This window comes from Sphingobacterium sp. UBA5789, assembly GCF_002418355.1.
In the GTDB taxonomy this organism is placed as follows: domain Bacteria; phylum Bacteroidota; class Bacteroidia; order Sphingobacteriales; family Sphingobacteriaceae; genus Sphingobacterium.
Genome location: NZ_DIDX01000007.1, coordinates 540,417 through 558,255 on the forward strand (window position 1 = coordinate 540,417; position 17,839 = coordinate 558,255).

At 37.4% G+C, this 17,839-nt stretch carries 22 protein-coding genes and 1 riboswitch; of the genes, 9 read left to right on the plus strand and 13 right to left on the minus strand.

What is annotated here, in order from left to right; genetic code table 11:
* Positions 1-21 precede the first annotated feature (21 nt).
* The 3 genes from B4B65_RS19815 to B4B65_RS19825 form a co-directional block, all read right to left on the minus strand.
* Positions 22-591, minus strand: a complete 570-nt coding sequence (locus B4B65_RS19815; RefSeq protein ID WP_293918197.1) for a hypothetical protein — start codon at positions 589-591, stop codon at positions 22-24.
* An 8-nt stretch (positions 592-599) separates the two neighbouring features.
* Entirely contained in the window at positions 600-1,061 is a 462-nt protein-coding gene (locus B4B65_RS19820; RefSeq protein ID WP_293918199.1) for a hypothetical protein, read from the minus strand.
* Between the two features lie 175 nt (positions 1,062-1,236).
* Positions 1,237-1,557 (minus strand): DUF4870 domain-containing protein, encoded by a 321-nt coding sequence (locus B4B65_RS19825; protein WP_293918201.1) that lies wholly within the window; start codon positions 1,555-1,557, stop codon positions 1,237-1,239.
* 245 nt (positions 1,558-1,802) lie between these two features.
* On the opposite strand from B4B65_RS19825, the gene B4B65_RS19830 reads away from it, so the two are divergent.
* A complete protein-coding gene (locus B4B65_RS19830) occupies positions 1,803-3,650 on the plus strand; it encodes a hypothetical protein (RefSeq protein WP_293918203.1) in 1,848 nt (615 codons plus the stop codon).
* Positions 3,651-3,709: 59 nt separating this feature from the next.
* Positions 3,710-4,006 (plus strand): hypothetical protein, encoded by a 297-nt coding sequence (locus B4B65_RS19835; protein WP_293918205.1) that lies wholly within the window; start codon positions 3,710-3,712, stop codon positions 4,004-4,006.
* A gap of 21 nt (positions 4,007-4,027) precedes the next feature.
* Here B4B65_RS19835 and B4B65_RS19840 read toward each other — a convergent pair whose 3' ends face one another.
* Positions 4,028-4,423, minus strand: a complete 396-nt coding sequence (locus tag B4B65_RS19840) for a VOC family protein (protein ID WP_293918207.1) — start codon at positions 4,421-4,423, stop codon at positions 4,028-4,030.
* 192 nt (positions 4,424-4,615) lie between these two features.
* Between B4B65_RS19840 and B4B65_RS19845 the strand changes: the two genes are divergently transcribed.
* The 3 genes from B4B65_RS19845 to B4B65_RS19855 all read left to right on the plus strand — a co-directional run bounded on the left by B4B65_RS19845 (position 4,616) and on the right by B4B65_RS19855 (position 9,130).
* Complete coding sequence (locus B4B65_RS19845; protein ID WP_293918209.1) at positions 4,616-5,452, plus strand: AraC family transcriptional regulator; 837 nt, start codon at positions 4,616-4,618, stop codon at positions 5,450-5,452.
* Between the two features lie 91 nt (positions 5,453-5,543).
* Positions 5,544-6,656: an agmatine deiminase family protein gene (locus B4B65_RS19850; protein WP_293918211.1), complete on the plus strand. Its 1,113-nt coding sequence runs from the start codon at positions 5,544-5,546 to the stop codon at positions 6,654-6,656.
* A 155-nt stretch (positions 6,657-6,811) separates the two neighbouring features.
* Positions 6,812-9,130, plus strand: a complete 2,319-nt coding sequence (locus B4B65_RS19855; RefSeq protein ID WP_293918213.1) for a TonB-dependent receptor — start codon at positions 6,812-6,814, stop codon at positions 9,128-9,130.
* 101 nt (positions 9,131-9,231) lie between these two features.
* On the opposite strand, the gene B4B65_RS19860 is transcribed toward B4B65_RS19855, so the two are convergent.
* Positions 9,232-9,513 carry a hypothetical protein gene (locus B4B65_RS19860; protein WP_293918215.1) on the minus strand — a complete coding sequence of 94 codons (282 nt, stop codon included), beginning with the start codon at positions 9,511-9,513 and terminating at the stop codon, positions 9,232-9,234.
* Between the two features lie 256 nt (positions 9,514-9,769).
* On the opposite strand from B4B65_RS19860, the gene B4B65_RS19865 reads away from it, so the two are divergent.
* Both B4B65_RS19865 and B4B65_RS19870 read left to right on the plus strand, forming a co-directional pair.
* The gene (locus tag B4B65_RS19865) at positions 9,770-10,105 is read left to right on the plus strand and encodes a hypothetical protein (protein WP_293918217.1); all 336 of its coding nucleotides are present in this window, start codon (positions 9,770-9,772) and stop codon (positions 10,103-10,105) included.
* A gap of 160 nt (positions 10,106-10,265) precedes the next feature.
* On the plus strand, positions 10,266-10,625 hold the full coding sequence (locus B4B65_RS19870; RefSeq protein WP_293918219.1) for a hypothetical protein: 360 nt from the start codon (positions 10,266-10,268) through the stop codon (positions 10,623-10,625).
* Between the two features lie 363 nt (positions 10,626-10,988).
* Here B4B65_RS19870 and B4B65_RS19875 read toward each other — a convergent pair whose 3' ends face one another.
* Positions 10,989-11,222 (minus strand): hypothetical protein, encoded by a 234-nt coding sequence (locus B4B65_RS19875; RefSeq protein ID WP_293918221.1) that lies wholly within the window; start codon positions 11,220-11,222, stop codon positions 10,989-10,991.
* 47 nt (positions 11,223-11,269) lie between these two features.
* Positions 11,270-11,596 (minus strand): DUF4870 domain-containing protein, encoded by a 327-nt coding sequence (locus tag B4B65_RS19880; protein WP_201678380.1) that lies wholly within the window; start codon positions 11,594-11,596, stop codon positions 11,270-11,272.
* A gap of 270 nt (positions 11,597-11,866) precedes the next feature.
* Here B4B65_RS19880 and B4B65_RS19885 point away from each other — a divergent pair, with 270 nt between their 5' ends.
* A complete protein-coding gene (locus B4B65_RS19885; protein WP_293918224.1) occupies positions 11,867-12,238 on the plus strand; it encodes a VOC family protein in 372 nt (123 codons plus the stop codon).
* Positions 12,239-12,256: 18 nt separating this feature from the next.
* Here the strand turns inward: B4B65_RS19885 and B4B65_RS19890 are convergent, their stop codons facing one another.
* The 4 genes from B4B65_RS19890 to B4B65_RS19905 all read right to left on the minus strand — a co-directional run bounded on the left by B4B65_RS19890 (position 12,257) and on the right by B4B65_RS19905 (position 14,774).
* Complete coding sequence (locus B4B65_RS19890; protein WP_293918226.1) at positions 12,257-12,787, minus strand: hypothetical protein; 531 nt, start codon at positions 12,785-12,787, stop codon at positions 12,257-12,259.
* Between the two features lie 100 nt (positions 12,788-12,887).
* Positions 12,888-13,643: a LuxR C-terminal-related transcriptional regulator gene (locus B4B65_RS19895; RefSeq protein WP_293918228.1), complete on the minus strand. Its 756-nt coding sequence runs from the start codon at positions 13,641-13,643 to the stop codon at positions 12,888-12,890.
* Positions 13,644-13,764: 121 nt separating this feature from the next.
* Positions 13,765-14,241 carry a DUF6438 domain-containing protein gene (locus B4B65_RS19900; protein ID WP_293918230.1) on the minus strand — a complete coding sequence of 159 codons (477 nt, stop codon included), beginning with the start codon at positions 14,239-14,241 and terminating at the stop codon, positions 13,765-13,767.
* Between the two features lie 86 nt (positions 14,242-14,327).
* Positions 14,328-14,774, minus strand: coding sequence for a GNAT family N-acetyltransferase (locus B4B65_RS19905; protein WP_293918232.1), 447 nt, complete (start codon positions 14,772-14,774; stop codon positions 14,328-14,330).
* Positions 14,775-14,864: 90 nt separating this feature from the next.
* On the opposite strand from B4B65_RS19905, the gene B4B65_RS19910 reads away from it, so the two are divergent.
* A complete protein-coding gene (locus tag B4B65_RS19910; RefSeq protein ID WP_293918234.1) occupies positions 14,865-16,328 on the plus strand; it encodes a PLP-dependent aminotransferase family protein in 1,464 nt (487 codons plus the stop codon).
* A 44-nt stretch (positions 16,329-16,372) separates the two neighbouring features.
* On the opposite strand, the gene B4B65_RS19915 is transcribed toward B4B65_RS19910, so the two are convergent.
* Complete coding sequence (locus tag B4B65_RS19915) at positions 16,373-16,621, minus strand: Ada metal-binding domain-containing protein (protein ID WP_201678373.1); 249 nt, start codon at positions 16,619-16,621, stop codon at positions 16,373-16,375.
* Positions 16,621-17,322, minus strand: a complete 702-nt coding sequence (locus B4B65_RS19920) for a 2OG-Fe(II) oxygenase (RefSeq protein ID WP_293918236.1) — start codon at positions 17,320-17,322, stop codon at positions 16,621-16,623. The genes B4B65_RS19915 and B4B65_RS19920 overlap by 1 nt, the downstream gene beginning before the upstream one ends.
* Before the next feature lie 251 nt (positions 17,323-17,573).
* Positions 17,574-17,688: riboswitch (SAM riboswitch) on the plus strand.
* Positions 17,689-17,839 lie beyond the last annotated feature (151 nt).

Sequence of the window (17,839 nt, forward strand, 5' to 3'; positions counted from 1 at the left end):
ATAAAGCGTTTCCTTTGTGGCTTAGTGATCAGAAGATTTACCAAAAGCCGGTGTATTCAGCATCTTATATTGCACTCCGTGCCTGTCTGCATAAGGCATAATCATATCATGTACGCTATTATATTTTTCATCGATCAAAACACTTTTTTCTTCTTCCAGTTCTGCAATAGCTGCATCAATTTCAGATGCTGGTCTGCCCTCATCAATCATTTTGGCAATTCGGGGGAAATCATTTTTATAAATATCATCTGCGTACTGAAACATATCCAAAGCCGCTTTCAGTATGGGCGCTGTTTCCTCATTGGATTTAAGATCTTTCAGGTCACGGATATCATTATCAAACATATTTATATATCGGTTTTGCACATACTCCGTAGCATTTACATTTTTCACTTCATTTTGAGGAGTAACAATAACCAGGTTTCCTACTTTCAGTTGTCCCCGAATTTCCTTAAAATGCTGTTTGAATCCGTTAGGGATTTTATTACTGTTCAGTTTTACTTTTTCAAACACTGTTTCAGGGTAACTTTTCCCTCCCAGCCCACAGGAAACTAGACACAGGACATATATTACATAGTATATTCTTTTCATTTTTTATATTATTGATTTAACACTTCTTCCAGTTCGTTGTAAAGTTGCTGTATGTTTTTCTTACTGAAAGACGAAGCCAGCTCAAAACGTTTTGTTTTATCAGCAGATTTAAATTTCACATACAAAGTAACATGGATCGGTATACCGAAAATCCATTTGATAACCTGTATTTCTAACCTTTCAATTTCCGAAAAACTATACTGCAAAGGAGCTTGTCCCCTTACCCCGGTATCAATTCTGAAATTTTTATCATCAGGAAATATCCTGGTTTTGGAATTTCTTAAAACCACCAAAACCAGCAGCAGCGAGGTAAAAGCAATAATGCTGAGACCCGTTTTGAAATGGTCGCTATAGACTACTATTGCTATACCAATAAGCCACCAGACCACAATGATGACATGAAAAAAAGAAATAAAACTTCTCAGTTTATAACCATTACCGACCGGTGTAAGATATTTGTATGCCTGCATTATTCTGTTTGTAAAAATTTGAAGTATCCGAAAAAGGAACTGATTCCTTGTTTGAAAACAGTTCCTGTCAACGGATAATAGTTTGGCTGTTTAAGTCAATCACAACACTGCTAAAACACCCCTTAATAAAACTTTCCCCAAATGAAAAGCGAAATTTCTCTGATCAGAAGAGAACCTATCCGATAAAAGCGAATTTATTTTCAAAAAATCCACCTATTAACGGAAGTGGCTTCTTAGCTCCATTCGAAGCATTGATAGCTCCGATAATAAGAAGCACAAGAGAAATAATACTGATATAGCTTAGTGCATAGGTATGCGTAATGCTCATTACTATTTGAAGCGCAATACTCAATGCAAAAGAAAACACAATCAAACCGAGCCCCTGTTTCAAATGATATTTTGCAGCATCGTCTGCTTTTTCTTTCCCTGAAAAATAAGCAATAAGCCATCCGATTAACGTAATGTACGACAGGATTGAGATTGTTTTGTTGTCCATAATAATGTATTTGATAAAGTTTAAAATTTTGTGTTTAGAATTCGTTGATTCAAAGTTGCAGGTATTTCTGCAGAAAATTTATTTTTGAATACCTACAAAACAGCTACTACAAGAACATCAGGCTACTACAAAACGACTACAAAACTTTTTAAAAATTTAAAAATCAACACATTATATATTAACAGGCTATTTCAAAACCTTGACAAATCATTGCTGTGTGTCTACAATTTTTGTACTTTAACGTCATGAAAATCAACTCCTGTTTTCTATTTATAATACTGGTTTGTATTGCTACATACTGTGATGCACAAAATTCGCTTATAGACAGCTTACAGAGCAGGCTGAAAGACGGAGCTGTTTCTGCTACCGAAAAATTCAGAATTTACAACGAGCTTACGGAACTGTATCGGATAAACGACAAGTATTCCTTAGCAGAAACAACGCTCCAACAGCAACTTCTGTTAGCTAAAAATGTGGACAATTATACAGAACAAGTGAAGGCGCTGGTTCAGAGAGGGGTAATCATACTCAATAAATCGGAATACGATACGTTTCAGACAAACCTGGAAGCAACAGACAAAGCCGCAAAAAAAGCCGCTAATAAAATCGCGCAATGGTATGCCAGTTATCTGCGTATATATTATTACAACACTTTAGGAGAATATGAGAATGCCATAAAACTGGCTCAGACCATCTTACCGGAACTAGAAAAACAACCCGATGAAGTGTTGCTAAAAGCGAAACTCAACTATATCCTTTATGGCATCTATTCGGAATGGAATGATGCTGAAAATGCAACTCTTTATGCTAAAAAAGCAATAACGTTTTCTGAAATATCCGGAAATAAAAATATGCTGAGCTCTGCATACTCTGCATTAGCGGTATGCTATGCATATAAATATGAGAAAACCGGGAATATCAAAGATCTGGATGCTGTGGTGGAGATGTGTCAAAAGGCCGTAGCACTGTACCACCGCTTCCCGGGACGTATTTCAGAATACACCTATGCGTTATCTTTACTGAATCTGGCAAATTATAATTTGATGTATCCGGTAATCAAACCCGCAGTACGAAAGGAAATTGAAAACGCCTCAAATGAAATACTACGTCTTACACGAAATATATCCAACAGTCAACCCGTTCAGACGGGTGCACTTGGTATTTTGAGCAACCTGGCCATGAAGGATAATAATATCCTGCTGTCCGAACAGTACTTACTTAAGGCTGAAGCTGTAGCCATGACTCAAAACCCCATTTATTATTATACACTGCTGAGTATTGTAAGCGATCTGGCAAAATTGTATGCGAATCAGGGAAATTTTCAGAAAGCATATGAATACCAGGCCAAAACTACGAAATACAACAGCCTGTTGTATAATGAAAACCAGGCAGCCATCGCAAAAAAACTGGAAGCACAGTATCAGACTCAAAAAAGGGAAGCTGAATTTCAAGCCCTGACAGAAAAAGCGGCCAGCCTGAAGCGTGAAAAACTCCTGTATATAGGATTAGGAATTATCGGTCTGGCAGGTGCATTTTTCATGTTCCGGTCTTATCATTTTAAGCTACGTCTTTCCTTAGAAAGTGAGAAAAAACTGACCACTGAAAAACATGAAGCTGAAATTCAGTATAAACTGGAACAAGAAGAGAAAGCCAGGCTAAAAGCTGAACAGGAACTGCTTACACTGAAACAAGAACAACTACAGCGTGAAGTGCTCGCAAACCAACTCCACTTGCAGCATAAAAACGAAGTTCTTCAACAGCTGGAAAGCAAATTATCTGATAAAGACATTAATATCCGGCAGGTAGTCAAAGAAGAGTACCGTATGGACAACGAGTTTGAGAAAGCCCGGTTCCGTATACAGGAGCTACATCCCGATTTCTTTAAGAATCTCAATGACAGGGCCCGGCAGAAACTGACAAACCTTGATTTAAAGTATTGCGCTTATTTTTACCTCGGTATGGAAACCAAGCAAATTGCCCATCTGCTCAATGTAGAACCCAAAAGCGTACGTATGACCAAATATCGTCTCAAACAAAAGTTTAATCTGGATGCAGAGACAGATCTTGCAGGCTACCTTAAGAATATTGTATAAAAAATCTGCAGATCATAATCCCTTTTGGTAATTTTAGAAGGAAGGGTTAATAATCACAGATGAGAAGACTTAACAACATCATAAAATATAGTATCAGCACATTACTGGTCTTTGTTGGCATATGCCTGCTTAGCTACCACGATGATACCCATAATGATGGCAGTCTGTCATTTGGATTTCCTTTAACGATCTATGAAAAATTGGTATACGTAATGTCCTTATCCACAGGAACGATTGGTGAGTCAACTCAATTTTCTGCCTATGCACTAATTGGGGATATTATATTTGCAGGTATTGTTACCCTGATCATTTTTCTTTGCTACAGATTTTTAAGACAAAGAAAAACTTCAACATAAACAGGAAGTCAGCTGTTTCCATCACATTCCCGGCTCCATTAAGAGTATATTAAACCTGTGACCATCAGGATCTGCAAAGGCGAATCCATAATAATTAGAATGATCTCTCGTCATTTCATTAAAAACAGTACCTCCGGCTTGTTTCACTTTATCCGACCACTCTTTCACTTCCGAAGCTGTTTCTGCCGAAAGTGTGAATATAATTTCACTGTTGTGTATTTCGGAAGATAAGTACGTATCTATTTGGGATCCCTGTTCAAAAAAATGGATAACGAAGTCATTATCCCCGAAAAGAAAACTGACAAGTTGAGGATTATTGCTAATCTTATTTGGTGTAAACCCCAAATATGTATAGAATTCGCGGGTGCGGTTCACATCTTTAACGCTGAAGTTTGCCCATATTTTTTTCGCTTTCATATGCCTGGAGTTTGGTCAGGTAATATTCTACAAAGACTGAATAGATTTTATATCTCAATAAAACTACAACAACAATCAAAGTATTTTGTTTACATAAGGTGGGTCGAAAAGACAGAGATTATCAGGATACATAAGGGTAATTCAACACTCCACTTGATTCAGGTATATTTGACTATATAATGCAAAATCCGGATGAAACAGGCTATTTCTTCAAATCTAAATTGTGTATACAACACCTTGAACTTTATAGAAAAACACTATGATCAGCTTATTTCTATTGAACAGCTGGAAGATATCTCCCATTATTCATACAGAAATATTCAACGGATATTCCGCTATACCTGCGGAGAAACTATTGGTGCTTATCAAAAGAGGTTGAGGGTAGAAAATGCATACAAAATGTTACTCTATAGTGATCATTCCATTTCTGTCATTGCATTAAAAGTAGGATTTTCCAATGTAGCTTCATTTTCAAAAGCTTTTAAACAACATTTTTTAATATCTCCGACCGAAGCCAGAGCCGGAAAGACGCCCCTATTTACAAAAGCAGACATTTTACCCGTCGAAGCGACACCGATTCTCAAACCGGAGATTATCTATGTTCGTCCCACACTAGTTTACTACAAAAGTTCCTTTATTAATTATATCGATACAGAGATCGAATCTCAGTGGGATACATTCTTACAATACGAATTTCCGCAGCAGGGTAATGAATTTTATGGTGTTGTTGCTGACGAACCGCTTATCAGGGAAAATCTAAACTGCAGGTACGACACCTGTTCATCACTGCAATCCCTGACAAGCAGACTGCCATCCAAGACCATTGGTGGAGGAAAATATGCGCAATTTACACATCACGGCAGATATGACACTATCGAAGATACATACAGCCAGATATATTCCGGCTGGATACTGACTGCAGGGCTACAGTTTGCTCCTACGCCAGTTATCGAAAAATACGCGAAACACCCGGACAATACGGATTCAGAAGAAGACCAGATGACTTACATATGGTTACCCTTAGATTAAAAAAATAAGTTTGTCAATTTTGGACAACAATCTGTTTTTTCAGGCTCGTAGTTTTGCCTTAACAAAATTTATAACATTAATGATGTGCAAAATGACAATAACACTTATGATCTTATCCACCCTCTATTTATCCTGCTCAAAAGATAGCAGCATAAAAAAACCGGTCTCTCCTATTGATTCTACAGCCCTGTACAGGATGCCGGAAGAATCAGCATTACATGAAGGTACCTGGCTGCAATGGCCACATGAACACCAATATGGCAAGACATTTCGTGAAAGGTTGGATGCCACCTGGATAGCGATGACCAAAGCTCTTGTAGAGAGTGAAAAAGTACATATCATCGTGTATGACGATACCGAACTGAAAAGAGTTACAGCATTACTACAGAAAGCTGAGGCCACGCTTACTCATGTGAATTTTACAATTGCTCCTACAGACGATGTATGGATCCGTGACAATGGACCGATCTATGTAAAAGATAAAAATGGAAAACTCCTTGTCCAGGACTGGGGATTCAATGGCTGGGGAGAAAAAGCTGACTATGAAAATTGCAACCGAATCCCTTCGCAACTGGCTGCAAATAAAAATATGCAATCCATAAACCTCAATGATGTAATGATTAATGAAGGCGGAAGTGTAGAGATTGATGGAAATGGTACTTTAATGGCCTGTAAAAGCTCAGTACTTAATGAAAACCGGAATCCGGGTATGACACAGCAACAGGCAGAAACTATCTTTACCAAATATCTGGGTGCTACCCATTTTATCTGGCTGGAAGGACAAGCAGGGCTCGATATTACCGACATGCATATTGACGGATTTGCCAGATTTGACAACAAATCTACTATTATCACAATGGCAGATGAGGATCTTTTATACTGGCAGGTACCTGAGCATGACATCAGTACATTATATGACGCTGTTAATAAGGATGGGCAGCCTTACCATTTTGTAAATGTACCTCTTACTAAACATGATGTAATAACAACATATGGAAAAAATGTCGGAAAGGCTTCCTACATCAATTATTATATTGGCAATAATGTGGTACTGGTACCCAATTATAACGATCCTAATGACGTGGTTGCCAATGCTACTATTCAAAAGCTGTATCCGGAAAGAAAAGTAATCGGCATAGATTGCCGTAATTTATTTGCCAACGGTGGTATGGTACATTGTGTCACACAACAACAACCAAAGTAGATCTGGCTGAAAGGAAGGTAAATCATCATACTGAAATATCAGGAAAGTACTGTGTATTAAAATCTTAGCATCTTATTTTTATTATTATTATTTGGATTAATTAAAAATAAGGTGTTCTTTTACACAATTTTTATCAACACAACTTAATATTCATTATGAAATTATTTACTTTCCTGACCTTTTGGGTAGTCAGCCTCAGTGCACTTGCCCAAACAGGTGATTTGTCCATAAGAGGTACAGTCAACACATCAGACGGACGTCCGGCACACTATGTTTCCATAACTTTGAAAGGTATCAATAAGGGTACAATTGTCGATTCCAAAGGACATTTTCAATTAAAAAACCTTCCTGCCGGAGAATACACTATCGTCGCTTCGTATATAGGTCTCCTCACACAGGAAAAGACAATCACTCTTCAATCAACTGAAGAAGAGGTGAATTTTACTCTTTTTGAAGACAGCAAAAAACTCCAGGAAATTATCATAGACGGTAGAAACCGTGTAGGAAATAAAAGCTCAGACTACGTTTCTAGAATGCCGTTAAAGGATATTGAAAATCCTCAGGTATTGAATTCCGTAAGCAAAGAGATCATGGAGCAGCAGATCATCACAGATTATAAACAATCCTTACGCAATATTGCAGGTGGAGGTATTGCATATGGTTTTGTAAACAATGGCTTTGCTTATACAGTATTGAGAGGTTTCTGGACAGGTGTGCGTATGCGTAATGGTGTTGCATCCAGCAGCTGGTCCGGAATAGATCCGGCAGTAGTGGAGCGTACAGAAGCTATAAAAGGTCCTTCAGGAACTCTCTACGGCAATGCAACGACTTCATTCGGAGGACTTATTAATCTGATCACAAAACAACCTTTTGAAGGGCGTAAAACTTCAGTTGATTACACTATTGGCAGCTTTGGCTTACATCGCATTGCAACAGATATTAATACCCCATTAAATGAGGACAATTCTGTCTTATTCCGATTGAATGCAGCTTATCACAGCGAAGGAAGTTTTATGGACTGGGGATTCAATAAGCGTTATGTAGTCGCTCCCTCATTACTATACAAAGTAAATGACAGGCTGAAACTTAGTCTTGATGCCGAGATGAGCAACGCAACTATGAGCATGCTTCCCTATGTTGATTACAGCGCTTTAGGATTGAAAAATATAAAAGAGATTCCTCTCAAACATAATCAGTCTCTGGGCAGTAATGACCCTATATTCAATGGCGGGGGTGTAAACATTCTGGCAAGAGCAGAATATCAGATTTCTGAAAACTGGAAATCAACCACAGTAGCGTCATTTACAGGTAATGACCTGAAAGAAGCAGTCTATACAAGAGCCAGATTCCTCTCTCCCACTGAAGTAGAACGGACCGCCAGCAGCTCCTCTACGAATGAAAACACCTACCAGTTTCAACAGTTTTTTAATGGTGATTTTAATATAGCGGGATTAAAAAATAAATTCGTACTGGGTCTCGATGTTTTTCACTATAAAAATGTAGATAAAGGATATCTGGGTGAAGAATATAAAGATGTCATCAAAATCAATGAACTCTACTCACCTCTCTCGCTGGAAAAGATAAAAGCTAAGAGACAAACATTGATAAATGGGTATCAAACCAGCCAGAATACTGTATATGCGGCATATGCATCGAGTGTAACCAATCTTACGGACAGACTTTCAGTTTTACTTGGATTGCGTGTAGACAGATTAGATAACAAAGGGACAGCAGTAATGCGGGGAGAATTTACCGGCGGTTATAAACAAACAGCTTTATCTCCAAAATTCGGTACAGTGTACCAGATCATGAAAGATAAACTGAGCGCCTTTGCCAGCTACACCAACTCTTTCCAGAATAATGCTCCTGTAAGACAACCTGACGCCTCACTGTTCAATGCCAAGCCGACAAGCGGAAATCAATATGAACTTGGGTTCAAGACAGATTTGTTCAATAACAGACTGAGTTCTACAGTAAGTTTCTTCAATATTGATATTAAAGATGCTATCCGTACAACTCAGCAGGGAGTTACTTTTCAGGACTCCAAACAGAAAAGCAAAGGATTTGAAATTGATGTGAACGCAGCTCCGGTTGACGGATTACACATTACTGCAGGATACGGTTACAATAAAAATACATTTACCGTTGTCGGTGAAGACGGAGTAGCCGTTACAAGCCGCAACTATCTGCCGGCTGACTATGCCAATCTTTGGGTGACGTATAAAATCACAAACGGTGCATTACGAAATATAGGAATCGGTGGCGGAACGAATTACGTAGGAGAAATCAACAAATACACAACAGATCCCAAAACTGATGCCTATTTTCTTACAGACGGAACGTTGTTTTACGAAGGGAGCAAAATCAGATTAGCGCTAAAAGTAAATAATATAGCAAACGTCAAAATATGGGGAATCAATGATAATCCGCTACCTCCAACGAACGTAGCTGCATCTATCAAATATCAGTTCTAAGATAAAAGGAATAATAAAGTGTGCATAAAATTTTATGCACACTTTAAACGATTACAAGTGTAATCAGCTTAAAAGATAACCTCCAAATCTACTTTTTTCAATCAGATCCATAACACTATTGCTTTCGTTTTGACAAGATCTCTCAATGCTTGCATTGGCATACTTAAACTTCCACCAGGATCCTGTTTTTCTCCGGTTTTTCCGGCTTCTTTTCTTAATTCATCATGCCCAGTAATATAATCCAAATCAAAGGTTCTGTTTTTTGATTTTGCCCACAATATAAAATTGATCAACGACTTCTCCTGTGCTTCTGTATATTGCTGGTATTTACCTTTTTTGTTCATCGCTTCCTGTGCTTTGTTTACAATTGATTCGATTTTCATAATTTGTCCTTTCTTTAGTTATTGGCTTTATAAGATATTGACGGAGTAAAACCCGCTTTTTCTTATTTTATGCCATAGTTAGTGATTACATCAAGTCGGATTAGCATCCTTTGATAACCAAAAATAATGATTATCTAAAAGCAAAAAAAACAATCAATTAGTAATTCCAACTTTATAAAAACCAAAAATATCCCGAAAAACAGGGATGTACAATTACAAGGAGATGTGTATTTTTGAGTATTCAAAACACTACGTTATGATAAGATATTTTATAATCTTTTTTCTGACATTATTCCTGTCATCTTGTGACATGATGGTAAGAGTAAACGGATACGTAGTCGATGCGCAGACGGGACAACCCCTTTCTGAGGTTGAATATATCGCTGAGAATACTCAAAAGAGCAATATACCCTATCTTACGGATTCCACCGGACAATTTGAGTTTTATGAAATAAGAAGCGGATTTATCGGCACCAGCAAAAAAGTAAAACTAAATTTTCAAAAAGATCATTTTCAGAAACAGGCTGTCACATTGAAAGCCGGTGATAATAATGTAGTTATTAAATTAAAAAGGGAAGACGCTCCGCATTAAATCTCATAATAAAACGATCAATTGACTAATAAAATTTATTACTTTTAGGTAAGCATTAATCTCAAAAGTTGTAGATAGTATGACCGTTTATATCCGATATATAATATTATTATTTGTCTGCATTTCGCAGACTGCATATGCCCAGCGTAAAACGGAGATAATGAATTCAAAAAAAATATATGAGGGTATATGGAGAGACAACGCAAATAATAGAAATATCAGCATTTCCTACGATGCTGCTTTAACCTATGTATTGATTAATGACTGGACTGGAGGTATAGAGACTGTTAAAGACAAATCAAGGGCTGAAAATATAGATGCGTATAAAGCCTATATCAAAGGAGATAAACTTATTATGCCCGCAGAAAATGATGATCATCACGCACCGTATTGTGAAATATCTGTTTCCAAAAAAAATCTCCTTCTCTATGAATGCAACAGTATGCTCAACTTTACAGACAACTTCTTAAAAAAATCAGAAAGCATTAACACCTATACATTTGAACGAATCAAAAAGTAAAACAGATGAAGAATATAGAGTTGAAGAATTCTCCTGAATTTTTGATTTGCAATACGAAGCTGAAAAGAAATAACGGTTAGAAAATCAGGTTTTGAATTAGACAATAACCCTACTAAACTCACGCTAATGCTGAAAGAAAAAACAGGAAATTCTATTGCGATTACAATTTATCTTAGGAAAAATCGTTTTTGAAGGCTTTAATTTCCGGGATTTTGCAAATGAGAGTTATCTCCAATTTGAAGAAGTACAAGATTACACAGCATAACAAAAAAAATACGCCCGAAGGCGTATTTTTCATTTCGGTATTGCACTATAAAGCCATGCTTTATATTTACAAAACCTTAAAAACAACAATAAAACCAATCAGTTTTGTCCGGTATCATTCTGCTGCGCAGCAGAACTTTCTACTTGTTCAGGACTTTTTGCTGCTAAAAGATACAAAAGCCCACCTAAAACAATAAGACCGATTTTAATACCCCAGGCCATTCCTTCTCCCCACTGGTAGATCCACATCAATATTTTGGGTACATAATTAAAGAAACCAAGTATTACCGCCAGTATGCCGATAACAACCATAAATGAACCAATTTTTTGCATAATTATTATTTTTAAGTCAATAGTATTACAAAATCCAAGATGAGATATTAATCAAGAAAAGAAAATTTCTGTTCGAATATACTTCCTACTACAGGTACCGGCTTCATCTCTTCTTTTGACGCATTCACAATTCCTAAAATCCATAAAATCAATATAAAAATATTGGCGTAGGTAAGTACGGCTAATGCTGGCACAGCTATAACGACAATATTCAATACCAATCCAAGAAGGATACTTATAATGGAAATACCCAGCGATTGCTTCAGATGATAATTTACAAAGGCGTCTTTCGTTTTATCCTTGTATTGGAAATAAGCTATCAACCAACCTATAATAGTGATGTAAGAGATAATTGCAGTCGTTTTTCTGTCCATGATATTTTTTTTGATGATTAAACTTCAACAAAAGTATCGCTTCAGACTGCTATTTAAAATCCCCGAAAACAGCTAATTTAAACAGTTTGGATTGAAAATGCAGCAAAACACATTGTGTACAAGGAGTAATTACAATGTAATAACAGCCTCAAAACTAAAACATTGACCAACGGAAACAAATAAAAGTTGTACGGGTAAGACGATCTTGTTAACTTGTAGATATAAAACCAGAGTTATACACGATCCCGATAATTTTAAAAATAAAGTATTATGAAATTAGGTGCATTTTCTGTTAGTCTCAATGTAAAAGACATTAACGTGTCAAAAGAATTCTATGAAAAATTAGGCTTTTCCGTTTTTGCAGGAAGTCTGGAAAGCAACTATCTGATTATGAAAAATGAAGGAACCCTAATCGGGTTGTTTCAGGGAATGTTTGACAAAAATCTGTTGACTTTTAATCCGGGCTGGGATTCGAATGCCAAATTACTCTCAAACTTTGATGATGTACGCATTATACAGATGGCACTCAAAGAAGCCGGCATCCAGCCACTTGAAGATGTTGATGTAAAAAGTTCAGGTCCGGCAGGATTTTTTATTGTGGATCCGGACGGCAATCCCATACTTATTGATCAGCATATCTGATGGACAGGAGAAATATAGCTATTCCTTATTCTCCCGCTTATCCGCAACCAGAGATAACCAGGTAAAATTTGTCCCTTCCACTTTCTGATGGGTAAAACTATGAGGATAATCAAATCGCTCAAACAGTGTATATTGTTCACTGGCATCTATACTATCAACCTTTTTTGTAAATCCAAGCTCCAGTAACTCGGTTTCCAGCAAAGTCCCCCCAGGTTTTATAACACTGCTTAAGATAGTTGTAACTTTTTTAGGCTCATCGTAGTATACCAGTACATACCGCAGGCTATCATCTTTAAATGCATGACAATAACCGGCCGTATTACGGTCCTTCATATCTTGCTCCACGCTGTTTTTTAGATTGTCATCCACCAGGTAGCCTTTCTTCATCATAAAATCAGGAAGTTTATTATAATCGGTAGTCAAAATAATCTCATGTTGAAGTTTCAGGTATTTATTTTTAAAATGGAGCTGACCATATACAAGGGAAACGGGAAGAAACAACATTATAAATAATACTGCTTTGATTCGGGAGGATGTAGGTTTATTCATATAGCAGACGTAGGTATTAATGACTTGATACAACAAATTTACTTCAGACCAGATCATTAAAAAAATACTTCTAAAGAAGTATTTTTTAATGATCATAAGATCAGATCAGCCCCTGAAGAATACTGTTTTTGATTAGTTGTGCCGTATTCTTGCAGCCAGCCTTAAACAATATATTCTGTCTGTGTTTTTTCACAGTAACCGATGCAATAAACAATTTATCGGCTATCTGATTATTACTAAGGCCCTCTGCTATCAACCTGATAATATCAATTTCACGCTTCGAGAATTTAGTATCTTTCTTCTCCTGCATATCCACATTCAAATGAATAAAAGAAGGTTCTCCATAAAGTCCGATCAGTGAAATTTTATTTGTATTCTCTTTAGCGAGATGATCAATACGTGTATGAATATTTAAAGATTTGCCGAACTTTCCGGTATCATCAAGTGTCAACATAAGTGCCTGATGATTGAATAATACATATCCGCTATCCTTTGTAAATGCCCTGAAACAATAACTTATCTTATAATGGAGCAACTTATCTGAACCGATATTATTATTAAAGAAATCCGCTATTCTAGACTCTGCCCTGGACACAAAATCCAAATCATCCGGGTGGACAAGCTGAAGGATGTCATCGAAAGTTACAGTATCCGGATCCGATCCGTGCAGATCGTATATAGCAGGGCTGACATGAGATAGGGACATATCATAGAAGTCTACGATATAATAATAAAAAGGCCCCGAACTGGTGATTGTATTGGCAAGTTCCTGAAACCCATTTTTAGAAAAAGAGGTCGTTTTGACAGCACGGGAATTCTGCCAGATATGATGCAATTTTTGTATTTCAGTATTCATACAGCAGAGTGGTTAATAAAAATTGGATACACTAAAGTATTAATTATTTATCACTTACATCTTTCTTTTAACCGGTAATCAGAAAGAAAGTAAAATATGCTGTAGAAGATCCTTATAAAACCTATTGTGCAGATACCCATTTTTGGGCGTACAGAATTTCGTCTATCGTCTTATACAACTTTTCCAGTTCAACCGTACCTCGATTTCCATAGTCACGGATTTTCTTTACTTTATCATTCTGATAACGGATTTCTAAATGTACAGCAGGCAGATCCGAAACACCTCTGTTACCATAATCATCCTTCAATTCCGGAAATTGTAACTCATTAAGCTGTTTAATTATTTTGTTCAGATCACCTGTACTGATCTGCGTAGCATACTGCCCTTTAAGTCCGTTTTTCAAAAAATTATCAGCATCCAGTTGCGCAGCACCATTCTTACTGATCTTCAGTACAAAGACCGGACAGGTTCCGAAACAAGGTTTTCTACTAAAACCGATTTCCTCAATTTCGTATTTCTTATTTGCTGAACTATCGGTTTTGTAACTTTTGCAAGAGATAAAAAGTAAAATTGTGAGAGAAAATAACAGATATTTCATATAATGTCGATATAGTAAACTATCCAAAAATAAACATAAAACCCCGGATTTACCGGGGTTTTATATACTATACTATTCCGGAAACCTTATTTCCACCAATGGTAGTAATTGTGCAATCCGTCATATTCAAATCCACAACGCGGATACAACGTGTTGCCGATAGCATTAGTTTTTTCTGTTTCCAGCATCAGTCCACAGGCATCTGTCTGTTCACACCATTGCTTACATCTGTCAATCAAGGCTACTGAGAAACCTTTTCCCCGGTGCTCCGGATGAACATACAGATCACTCAAAAGCCATTGTTTTTGAAGTTTGGTATAGTGAAACAATTTATATAACTGCACAAACCCTACAGCCATCTCACCCTCAAAAAGCAAAAATATGTGCGATTCATCATTCAGTATTCTTTCTCTCAAAAATTTCTTCCCTTTTTCTACATCCGATTCCTGACGGTAAAAAACACGGTAAAGATCAAATAGTTCTGCCGCCTGATCCAGATCTTCAAGGACCACTTTTTTAATGTTGTAATTCATATTCCTATTATTTGTTATTAATTTTCAACAAACATATGCGTTATTTGGACTACCTTTGTAGTCCACAATAAAACCAATAAGTAGTCCAGTATGTTTCCGTTTGAGTCAGTCATAACAATAGAAAGAGCACACAAAAATCCGGTTTACCTGCAGATAGCAATCGCAATCAGTAAGGCTATACGAAATGGTATCCTGAAGCCGGGAGCTGCATTACCTGGTAGTAGGGAGATGGCTCAAAAACTAGGTTTGCACCGCAAAACCGTACTCGCTGCTTATGACGAACTTATTGCTCAGGATTATATAAAAGCAATTCCCCGGAAAGGAATTTATGTATCGGAACAACTTCCCCTGTTAAAACCAAAAAAATGGAACAGCGAACGCATGCATAATGCTTATGGATACCGTTTGGAAATTCCCGGCGAACATCGTGTACAACCTACTGTACAGGAAGATCACACAGCGATTCTTAAATTAATCATTGATGACGGATATCCGGATGTACGTCTCTCTCCTATTGATACGCTACTAAAATCATATCGGTTTATTCTGACTAAAAAAAATAACATCGAACAGAGTAAAGAAGACAATGCACGAGGCTCTATCCGGTTACGGGAGCAACTGACATTATTACTTTCAGAAACAAGAGGAATAAACATTGGCAAAGAAAATATACTCATCACCCACGGCGCACAGATGAGCATCTATATTGCTGCCCACCTCCTGACCCGTAAGAATACACAGGTGATAGCAGGTGATCCCGGATATGCCACAGCAAATAAGGTCTTTACAGATATGGGAGCAACTGTGATCAGCGTACCAGTAGATAAGTACGGGCTGGATATCGATGCGATAGCACATATTTGTACACAGCAAACTATTCATTTCGTATATGTTATTCCTCACCACCATTATCCGACAACAGTCACTTTAAGTACTGAAAGAAGAATGCGCTTACTGGAGCTGGCTAAACACTATAATTTTGTAATTATCGAAGATGATTACGACTACGATTATCATTATGATTCCGCACCCTATCTTCCACTTGCAAGTGCCAATCATGAAGGAAGAGTGATCTATATCGGATCATTTTCTAAGATACTCGCACCCTCCATACGCATAGGTTTTATGATTGCTCCGGGCAATTTTATCAATCAGGCCGCAGATTTCCGAAAATCCATAGATGTTGGAGGCGATATGTTTATGCAGGATGCGCTGGCTTCCCTTATTCAAGAAGGAGAACTCAAGCGTTATATTACAAAAGCAAAGAAAGCATATCACCTGAGAAGAGACCATCTGTATGATCTTATTACAAAAAAAACAAGTCCCTATGTCTCACTTAGTCTGCCCGGTGGTGGAATGGCCATGTGGGTTCAAATGGATAAAAAGATTCCTGTCCGCCAACTTCATGAAATGTTACTCCGAAACGGTATAAAAATAAAAGTCATAAACGAAGAATGGAATGCATTCCGTTTCGGTTTTGCCTCCTTAAATCAAACTGAAATAGAAGAAGTCATAGATACAATCGAAATGGCCATCTCCAAAATTATAAGCTGACAGTTGAATACTTACACATTTGCAGTCCAACTATCTTAAAATTATCAGGTTTCTCTATTTTTCCATTTGACAAACTCGTTTCTCATACAATGACCACAGGGTCGGTATCCGGATAACAGTGCCTCTTTCTCAGAAGCAAAGAAAACCCGGTTCTTACGAAGCATCCTTTTCCCGGATCCGCAAGATAGTTTACCGTATATTTTTAATTTAACATGCCCCGCAAAGCATATTTCAGCCGTCCGGATTTTACTTCTTACTTCTCCATCTTCATATATACTGTGGCGGATTGGCATCAGCTAAGTGCATCATGAAAAATAATTCCCAATGTATAGCGTTCGCCACTATGCACCTCACTTACGCCATGTTTCATATTAGCACGGTAATACCCCCTTGTTCCTTTCACAGGTCTGAAATTGGTCGTAAAAATCAGAATATCTCCCTTTTTTGGTTTCAATACAATAGCCTGTGACTGAGCTCTGGGTATCTGCTGCAGCAATACAAATTCTCCTCCCGTAAAATCCACCTCCGGTTCACTCAGAAAAAGAAGAATCTGCATAGGGAAATAAACTTCGCCGTACAGATCCTGATGCAGCGTATTGAATCCGCCAGGTCCGTATTTTAAAATCAGAACAGTAGCTTTAGTTTGCTGGAGATCATGGCATTGCTTCATCAGCACTTCATGTTCAGCCGGAAATTCGACCTCAATATGTAATGCACGATTCCAGGCATTAGCTACTGTTGCAAGATACGGATAAACCGTTTTTCGGATTTTTGCAATAAGGTCCGGAAGCGGATAATCAAAATACTTATACTCTCCTTTTCCAAATCGATAACGCTCCATCACTACTGTTTTCCGGTAAGCATCGGGATGGTAATAATTTGCTTTCAGCTCCTCACATTCCTGATCCGTAAGAACCTCCGAAAGGACAGCATAGCCCTTATCGTGAAGCTCTGATGTAATGTGATTCCAGTTTAATTCTCCTGTTTCTTTCATCTTTTATTGCTTTGATTTTACTGCACAAACATATAGAGCATCCTGTAGTAAAAAAATCCGTTTTCTGCTCTTTTAATGGCTGTTTTTTGCTGTTTTAAAATTTCCCTCCAACTGCGGATTCCGTATATTTATTCCATTTGTTTTTAAAAGTTTTTGAGCAATTATTTGCAAGATTAAAAATCAAAAGATATATTTGCAGAGTCTTCAGCGGAAGACAACCTAATCATTACCTCTCTATATCGTAGGGTTTTGATTTATAAAGAAGTGGCGAGAGACTGGCTCAATGACCCACTGGCAACCTTCAAAAAACGTTTGAAAAGGTGCCAATTCCTGTCCGAAGCAATGTTGCTTTGGAGCATATAAATGAAAAGGCTATGAACATTACATTTTACAATTTCACATCATTCGGAACATCCTCAAAGCAGGATACCAATCCTTTGTCATACCATTCTGTGTTGTTTTCCAACCGAATGCGAATGTACAATGCGATGTGTTGCTAAGATTTTCTCTTATCCCT

What these genes read in the sequence shown, in the direction of transcription:
- B4B65_RS19900 (WP_293918230.1), bottom strand. Translation starts at nt 14,241, where the DNA reads ATGAAATATCTGTTATTTTCTCTCACAATTTTACTTTTTATCTCTTGC.
- B4B65_RS19885 (WP_293918224.1), top strand. Translation starts at nt 11,867, where the DNA reads ATGAAATTAGGTGCATTTTCTGTTAGTCTCAATGTAAAAGACATTAAC.
- B4B65_RS19825 (WP_293918201.1), bottom strand. Translation starts at nt 1,557, where the DNA reads ATGGACAACAAAACAATCTCAATCCTGTCGTACATTACGTTAATCGGA.
- B4B65_RS19830 (WP_293918203.1), top strand. Translation starts at nt 1,803, where the DNA reads ATGAAAATCAACTCCTGTTTTCTATTTATAATACTGGTTTGTATTGCT.
- B4B65_RS19865 (WP_293918217.1), top strand. Translation starts at nt 9,770, where the DNA reads ATGATAAGATATTTTATAATCTTTTTTCTGACATTATTCCTGTCATCT.
- B4B65_RS19820 (WP_293918199.1), bottom strand. Translation starts at nt 1,061, where the DNA reads ATGCAGGCATACAAATATCTTACACCGGTCGGTAATGGTTATAAACTG.
- B4B65_RS19875 (WP_293918221.1), bottom strand. Translation starts at nt 11,222, where the DNA reads ATGCAAAAAATTGGTTCATTTATGGTTGTTATCGGCATACTGGCGGTA.
- B4B65_RS19910 (WP_293918234.1), top strand. Translation starts at nt 14,865, where the DNA reads ATGTTTCCGTTTGAGTCAGTCATAACAATAGAAAGAGCACACAAAAAT.
- B4B65_RS19920 (WP_293918236.1), bottom strand. Translation starts at nt 17,322, where the DNA reads ATGAAAGAAACAGGAGAATTAAACTGGAATCACATTACATCAGAGCTT.
- B4B65_RS19835 (WP_293918205.1), top strand. Translation starts at nt 3,710, where the DNA reads ATGAGAAGACTTAACAACATCATAAAATATAGTATCAGCACATTACTG.
- B4B65_RS19915 (WP_201678373.1), bottom strand. Translation starts at nt 16,621, where the DNA reads ATGCCAATCCGCCACAGTATATATGAAGATGGAGAAGTAAGAAGTAAA.
- B4B65_RS19815 (WP_293918197.1), bottom strand. Translation starts at nt 591, where the DNA reads ATGAAAAGAATATACTATGTAATATATGTCCTGTGTCTAGTTTCCTGT.
- B4B65_RS19860 (WP_293918215.1), bottom strand. Translation starts at nt 9,513, where the DNA reads ATGAAAATCGAATCAATTGTAAACAAAGCACAGGAAGCGATGAACAAA.
- B4B65_RS19870 (WP_293918219.1), top strand. Translation starts at nt 10,266, where the DNA reads ATGAATTCAAAAAAAATATATGAGGGTATATGGAGAGACAACGCAAAT.
- B4B65_RS19850 (WP_293918211.1), top strand. Translation starts at nt 5,544, where the DNA reads ATGACAATAACACTTATGATCTTATCCACCCTCTATTTATCCTGCTCA.
- B4B65_RS19905 (WP_293918232.1), bottom strand. Translation starts at nt 14,774, where the DNA reads ATGAATTACAACATTAAAAAAGTGGTCCTTGAAGATCTGGATCAGGCG.
- B4B65_RS19840 (WP_293918207.1), bottom strand. Translation starts at nt 4,423, where the DNA reads ATGAAAGCGAAAAAAATATGGGCAAACTTCAGCGTTAAAGATGTGAAC.
- B4B65_RS19895 (WP_293918228.1), bottom strand. Translation starts at nt 13,643, where the DNA reads ATGAATACTGAAATACAAAAATTGCATCATATCTGGCAGAATTCCCGT.
- B4B65_RS19845 (WP_293918209.1), top strand. Translation starts at nt 4,616, where the DNA reads ATGAAACAGGCTATTTCTTCAAATCTAAATTGTGTATACAACACCTTG.
- B4B65_RS19855 (WP_293918213.1), top strand. Translation starts at nt 6,812, where the DNA reads ATGAAATTATTTACTTTCCTGACCTTTTGGGTAGTCAGCCTCAGTGCA.
- B4B65_RS19890 (WP_293918226.1), bottom strand. Translation starts at nt 12,787, where the DNA reads ATGAATAAACCTACATCCTCCCGAATCAAAGCAGTATTATTTATAATG.
- B4B65_RS19880 (WP_201678380.1), bottom strand. Translation starts at nt 11,596, where the DNA reads ATGGACAGAAAAACGACTGCAATTATCTCTTACATCACTATTATAGGT.